The organism is Arthrobacter sp. H41, assembly GCF_000520535.1.
Classification (GTDB): domain Bacteria; phylum Actinomycetota; class Actinomycetes; order Actinomycetales; family Micrococcaceae; genus Arthrobacter_D.
Map to the genome: position 1 here is coordinate 17534 of NZ_KI914802.1, position 6467 is coordinate 24000.

The window sequence follows — 6467 nt, forward strand, 5'->3', positions numbered from 1 at the left end:
CGGCTGGTTCCCCGCCTCGAAACCACCGCCCGGCGCTTCGACCTGCTGGGGGTCTTCCTCAGTGCAGCCGGCATGTTCTGCCTGGTCTTCGGCATCCAGGAGGGTGAAACCTACAACTGGGGAACGATCTCGGGACCCCTCTCCGTCTGGTCGCTCATCATCACCGGGCTGGTACTCCTGACGGCTTTCGTGGTGTGGCAGCGGGTCAACCGAGGAGAGCCGCTCGTGCCGCTGAAGTTGTTCCGGGACCGGAACTTCTCACTGGCGAACACCTCCATCACGGCCATGGGCTTCTCGATCACCACCATGTCCCTGCCGTTGATGCTCTATGCGCAGACCGTCCGCGGCCTCTCCCCCACCCAGGCGGCGCTGCTCCTCACCCCGATGGCCATCATCTCCGGAGTCCTGGCGCCCTTCGTCGGGAAGTTCGTGCAGCGCAGCAACCCGAAGTACATGGCGGTGGCCGGCTTCGCCGGGATGTCCACCGCCCTTTTCTGGCTGGGCTTTATCCTCACCCCCGATGTGCCCCTCTGGCAGCTCCTGCTCCCCATCTCCCTTCTCGGACTGGCAAGTGCCGGCATCTGGGCACCTGTCTCGCTGACAGCCACCCGCAATCTGGCGCCCTCGCTCGCCGGCGCTGGGTCAGGGGTCTACAACACCACGCGGCAGGTCGGTGCGGTACTGGGCAGTTCGGCGATCGCCGCCATCATGCAGTCACGGCTCCTCGCCAATGTGAGCGGTGGAGGCGTCAGCGCTACCCCCGGCAGCGCGTTACCTCCCGAGGCGAAGGCGGGCTACGCCCTGGCCATGGGTCAGTCGCTGTACCTGCCGGCCGCCGTCGTCCTCATCGGATTCGTCGCAGCGCTGTTTTTCGCGAAGCCCGAGCGGAACAACGCCTGGGCAGCGGACCACGCAGCGGCGAAGGCCGCGGCGTCGACGTCGACGTCGGGTAAGGATGTCCGCGCCGAGTCGTAGTCGTTGCCTGCATCAACCAGCTGTAGTCTCTTGTCATGGCTGATGAGACGACTGACACATCGAAGGACACCACCCCTGCCCCCGCGAAGGACGTGAGTGACGACTTCGTCACGCGCAGCCATACGTCGCCGTCGGGCCTGAGATATACCTCCACCACAGGCCGCCTCGTGCTGCGCCTCGAGGAAACCAAGGACGGCAAGGCCGACGGCTTCAAGCCGAAGGCGGAGATCTTCCTCGTGGCCTACACGAAGGACGACGCCGAGGAAGCCCGCCCCGTCACGTTCGCCTTCAACGGCGGCCCGGGCTCGGCGTCCGTCTGGCTGCACCTCGGGCTGCTCGGCCCACGCCTCGTGAAATCCGGGGATGTCGGTTCCATGGCGTCTGCACCATTCGGGCTCGAGGACAACGCCGAGTCACTCCTGGAGTCGAGTGACCTGGTGATGATCGACCCCGTCAACACGGGCTTCTCCCGCGTAGTAGAGGGCGGAAAGACGGACGAGTTCCATGCCTTCGTTGAGGACCGGGACCTGGTGGCCGAGGTGATCCGGCTGTGGACCACTCGCAACAACCGCTGGCTGTCGCCCAAATACCTCGTGGGCGAGTCCTACGGAACCCTGAGGGCCGTTGCGGTGGCGGGGCGGCTCTTCGACGCCTACGGCATGGCCGTCAACGGTTTGGGCCTCATCTCCACCGTCCTCAACATGTCGACGTTACGCTTCTTCCCCGGAAGCGACCTCCCCTACGCGCTCCACCTGCCCACCTACGCCGCCATCGCCCACTACCACGGCCGCCACGAGGGCCGGGAGCTCGTCGAGGTGGTGCGCGAGGCCGAAGAGTTCGCCGCTCGGGACTTCGGGTACGCACTCACCCAGGGGAACCGGTTGTCAGCGGAGGAGTACGACGACGTCGTCGCTCGGCTGCACGCCATCACCACCCTTGACGAGGGCTTCATCCGACGTACGAACCTGCGCTGGGCGTACCACGAGTTCGCCGCGGAACTGCTGCGCGACGAGGACCTTGCGGTAGGCCGCATCGATGGGCGTTTCACCGCTCGGCCGGAAAGCCTCCAGGCTTCCGACTCGCATGACGACCCCAGCATCCGCGCCATCACGGGCCCCTACTCGGCGGCGATGAACCATTATGTCCGCGCTGAGCTGGGATACGAGAACGATCTTCCCTATGAGATCCTGACCGCGCGCGTCCACCCCTGGAGCTACCGCACGTTCGAGGGCGCCCCCGTGGACGTGTCGGGCGTCCTCGAACGGCTCCTTGTCCACAACGCCCATCTCCGCGTGCATGTGGACTACGGCTACCACGACGGCGCCACACCGCACTTCGCTACGGAGTACGTCTGGGCGCACATGAATCTGGACGAAGGTGCCCGGGCGCGTTTCACGCATCATTATCACGAGGCCGGACACATGATGTACCTCAATCCAGTAGCACGCCGGGCGCAGCTGCAGGCGCTGCAATTATTCGTTTCGAACGCCCCGCGCAACTCCCAACAGTAAGTATGATGATGAATATCCCCATCAACCTCGTCGGATAGGACTACCCATGCTGAAACGAATTCTTTGGGCTCTCGCCCCCGTCATCGCATCGAAGATCATGGCCAAGCGCCGGGGCAGCCAGGGAACGCGTGCCGAGAAGACCCGCTACAACAAGAAGCGCGGCCGGTAGCCTGTCCGTCGGGGTCCGGCCGGGGACTTTGCCGGACCGGGATCAGGACGGTTTCGTCGACCTACGCTCCTATGCGGCGATCGGTGACGGCCGCACGGTGGCGCTCGTTGCCCACGATGGTTCGATCGACTGGTATCCCACGCCCGACCTCGACTCCCGTCCCGCGATCGCCCGGCTCCTCGATGCGCGCCACGGGGGCTCGATCGAGTTGCGCCCGGACGCCAACTTCACCGTGGAGCGGGCCTATGTCGAGGGCACCAATGTCCTGACCACCGTCTACACCACCGCAGAGGGATCGGTGCGCGTGACGGACTCCCTCAACACAGGAGTCGCCGGGCGGTTGCCGTGGGGGGAGTTGGCCCGGCGGATCGACGGCCTGTCCGGCGCCGTCGCGATGACGTGGTCCGTGAACCCTGGGAACTGCTTCCAGTACGCATCACCATGGACGGAGTCGCAGGGAGAAAATCCAGTCCTCAGGGTGGACGGAACGGCCCTGGCCATCCGCGGCATCGCCCACGGCACCCCCGTCTCGAGCGACCGCAGCGTCTCCGGGGCGTTCACCACGTCGCAAGGGTCCCGGCACCTGGTGGCGGTGGTCTCCACACACCGTGAACCGGTTCCCCTGCCCGATCCAACAACCATCGACGAGGGAATCGACCGCACCATCGCCAACTGGCAGCTGTGGTCCAGGAATTTTTCCTACGACGGCGACTACCCGAACGAGGTGCTCCGTAGTGCGCTGGCCCTGAAACTTCTCCTCCACAGCCCCTCCGGCTCGATCGCCGCGGCCGCCACGACCTCACTTCCCGAGAGCAAGGCCGGCGGGAAGAACTGGGACTACCGTTACGCCTGGGTGCGCGACACCGCCTACACCCTCCACGCCCTCACCCGTGCCGGGCTGCGCGAGGAAGTCCATGCCGCCGTCTCCTGGATGCTGAAGAACATCCGCGCGCAGGGCGACGACCTCCAGGTGTTCACCCGGCTCAACGGCGCTGTACCCGGGGGCACCCGCCACCCGGACTACTCCGGCTGGCGCGGCATCGGGCCGGTGGTGGACGGCAATCCCGCCGCCGGCCAGCTGCAGCTCGGGGTTTTCGGTGATGTCTTCGACATCGTCTGGCAGTACGTGCGGGCCGGCCATTCCCTGGATCCGGAGACCGTGCGGCAACTGGCCGGCATCGCCGATCTCACCTGCGACATCTGGCAGCGGCGGGATGCAGGAATGTGGGAACTGCCCGAGGAGCGGCACTACATCACCTCGAAGCTGGGCTGCTGGAACGCCCTGCACTGCGCGGTCAAGCTTGCCGAAGTCGGCCAACTCGAGGGACCGGTGGACCGGTGGCGCGGGGAGCGCGACCGCATCCGGGCCTGGGTCGAGGACCAAGGGTGGTCGGAGGAGCGCCAAAGCTATGTGTGGTACCCGGGATCGAACGAACTGGACGCCTCGATTCTGCTTCACGCCCTGAGCGGCTTCGACACCGGACCCCGGATGTCATCCACGATCGACGCCCTGCGGGATGAGCTCGGCGCGGGTCCCCTGCTGTACCGCTACAGCGGCATGCAGAAGAAAGAATCCAGCTTCGTCGCCTGCGCCTACTGGATGGTATCGGCACTCGCCGCGGTGGGCCGCCAGAGCGAAGCAGCCGAACAGATGGAGGAACTGCTGAAGCTGACCAACGACGTCGGAATGCTCTCGGAGATGATCGATCCCGGGAACCTGGCCTTCATGGGAAACCTTCCGCAGGGCCTCAGTCATCTGGCGCTCATCACGGCTGCGCTCTCACTTTCCGGTGAGGCCTGACCCCGCACGAGCTCACCGCGTCAGGAAATGGATCCAGACGCCGACAATCCAGGTGCTTCCGGCGGCGAACGCGAGTCCCAGCTCCGCGAGGATGCCCAGACCGGCGGCCTTCAACGCATGGACGCTCGACTCCAGCGCCGGTTGAAAGCTGCGCTGGCGAAGGTACTCACTGCCGAACAGTCCCAGTGCGAATCCCACGAACAATCCGACCACGGGAATGGCGAACATACCCACCACGCCTGCCACCAGTCCAATCGTGATCGATCTGGCGGGGATGCGCCGGCGCTGCAGAGTTCGTCCTGTGAGGACCACCCCGGCGACCAGACCGGCGAGCGCGAAGGCCGAGCCGACCCCGAACACTACCCAGCCCACGGGACTGCCCACCGAAAACGCCCAGAGTAGCAGTGCACCGATGATGAGGATGCTGCCGGGCAGGATCGGCACCACCACTCCGGCAGTTCCCACCGCTATCAGTACTGCGGTCAAAATCGTCATCAGGATCTCGGATTCCATCTGGCCAGTCTCCCATTCCGCACCGATCCACGGCGTCGCGTCGCGAGACTCCGCTGCGAAGGAGTGCGAGCTCGTCGAATCACGCCCCGGGGGACGGCTAAGGGATGCGAACCTGATCGTGCTGCCGGCGCACCATCTCGGCAATCCAGATCGGAGCGAACGGAGAAGTACAGTTCGGCGGAGTCGGGTAGTCCTTGAGCACCTCCAGTCCCTCGCCGAGGTCGATGGCACGAGCGCGGTGCTCGGCGTGCTCGATTCCGATCTGGGCCAGGCAGTGGTTCATCGCCCACTGCAGTCGCTCCGGGGCGTTCTTCATCTCCGCCTCGATGACATCGAGCAGTTTCTCGAGGTCCAAGCCCTCGGGCGTCTTCGCCACGCGTTCGCTGGTCAGCGCCCAGCCGGCACTGGCGACCACGGGATCCGGATCGGTGAACCAGATTGCGCGCAGCTCTTCGACGTGCGGGCTTTTCTTGACCACGTGGTTCACGAGCCAGTCATGCACCTTGGGGATGCGCGCCCCGCGCAACATGAGATCCAACTCCGGCTGGTCGAAAGCCTTCGGCCGGCAGATCAGGATCGCCAGCAGTCTCGCCGCGGTGTCTTCCGTCTCCCAGAGCTGGCGTGCGAGGTCCTGCTGCGTCTTCAAGCGCTTCGCGATGGCCCGCAGTTTGCCGAGGTTCACACCGTGATCGTCACCATGTTTCTCGTTCACCGCGCGCGCTTTCGGGTCCTCGAGCGCTGCCAGCTCGGCCAGAACCCCATCCACCGTTGCCTCGGCCACCTCGGCCTCCTGTTCCTCGCGTAGGAGATTCAGGCTACTAGCGTTCAAGGGGATTGCGGCGCGAAGTTGTTCGCGTACTCACCGGGCGCTCCGAGTGCGGAGGTCCTTTGCCCAGGATGGACAATTCTGCAGCGGGAACTCCTCTCAGCTTGCCTGAATCCGCTACGAACGGCAGGATCGAACTCGTGTTCGAATCAGGGCGGAGGAACAGCCGATGTACCGTTCCTGACGACGACGGGCGGCCATGCGACCGCCCGGTCGGCGACTCACCTTTCGCACTCTGTTCAGCCCACCTGGCCCTTGTCGCCGAGTGGGTGGACAACGAGGTGGGTACCACCGACGCGATGCCGGGACCCTGCCGGGCATGTGGATCGCGGATCGGCGTGCGGTATCCCTCCGCCTGGGTATGCGCTGCATGCGAATGGCGCGTCGGGGACGTCCTCGACGAAGGGCTGCCATCCCCGCGCGTCGACGTCGTCTACTACATCCGCTTCCGGAACCGAATCAAGATCGGTACAACCGCCAATCCGCGCCAGAGGCTCGCACGGCTCTGGCACGATGAAGTCCTGGCCTTCGAAAAGGGTGACCGGCTCGTCGAGCACCGCCGTCACCTCGAGTTCGCCGCCTGGCGACTCGACCGCTCCGAGTGGTTCCTTTCGGCGCCCACACTCGAGCAGCACATCGACCGACTCGCCGCGGGTGTCGACGACCCGTGGG

The 6467-nt window shown here is 65.5% G+C and carries 7 protein-coding genes; 5 read left to right on the forward strand and 2 right to left on the reverse strand.

Features of this window, described 5'->3' with window-relative positions:
* The 4 genes from Y705_RS19265 to Y705_RS0110980 all read left to right on the forward strand — a co-directional run.
* Positions 1-975 (forward strand): MFS transporter (locus tag Y705_RS19265; RefSeq protein WP_155850039.1); only part of this gene is annotated, 975 nt, incomplete at its 5' end.
* Positions 976-1010: 35 nt separating this feature from the next.
* The gene (locus Y705_RS0110970) at positions 1011-2486 is read left to right on the forward strand and encodes a S10 family peptidase (RefSeq protein ID WP_026532881.1); all 1476 of its coding nucleotides are present in this window, start codon (positions 1011-1013) and stop codon (positions 2484-2486) included.
* A 46-nt stretch (positions 2487-2532) separates the two neighbouring features.
* Positions 2533-2655 carry a hypothetical protein gene (locus tag Y705_RS23410; protein ID WP_275450808.1) on the forward strand — a complete coding sequence of 41 codons (123 nt, stop codon included), beginning with the start codon at positions 2533-2535 and terminating at the stop codon, positions 2653-2655.
* 28 nt (positions 2656-2683) lie between these two features.
* Complete coding sequence (locus tag Y705_RS0110980) at positions 2684-4456, forward strand: glycoside hydrolase family 15 protein (protein WP_026532882.1); 1773 nt, start codon at positions 2684-2686, stop codon at positions 4454-4456.
* 12 nt (positions 4457-4468) lie between these two features.
* Here Y705_RS0110980 and Y705_RS0110985 read toward each other — a convergent pair whose 3' ends face one another.
* Entirely contained in the window at positions 4469-4969 is a 501-nt protein-coding gene (locus Y705_RS0110985) for a DUF456 domain-containing protein (protein ID WP_026532883.1), read from the reverse strand.
* Between the two features lie 97 nt (positions 4970-5066).
* On the reverse strand, positions 5067-5750 hold the full coding sequence (locus Y705_RS0110990; protein ID WP_026532884.1) for a DNA alkylation repair protein: 684 nt from the start codon (positions 5748-5750) through the stop codon (positions 5067-5069).
* A 383-nt stretch (positions 5751-6133) separates the two neighbouring features.
* Between Y705_RS0110990 and Y705_RS22730 the strand changes: the two genes are divergently transcribed.
* Positions 6134-6467, forward strand: a 334-nt coding sequence (locus Y705_RS22730) for a GIY-YIG nuclease family protein (protein WP_216698780.1), incomplete at its 3' end; no start/stop codon positions are given.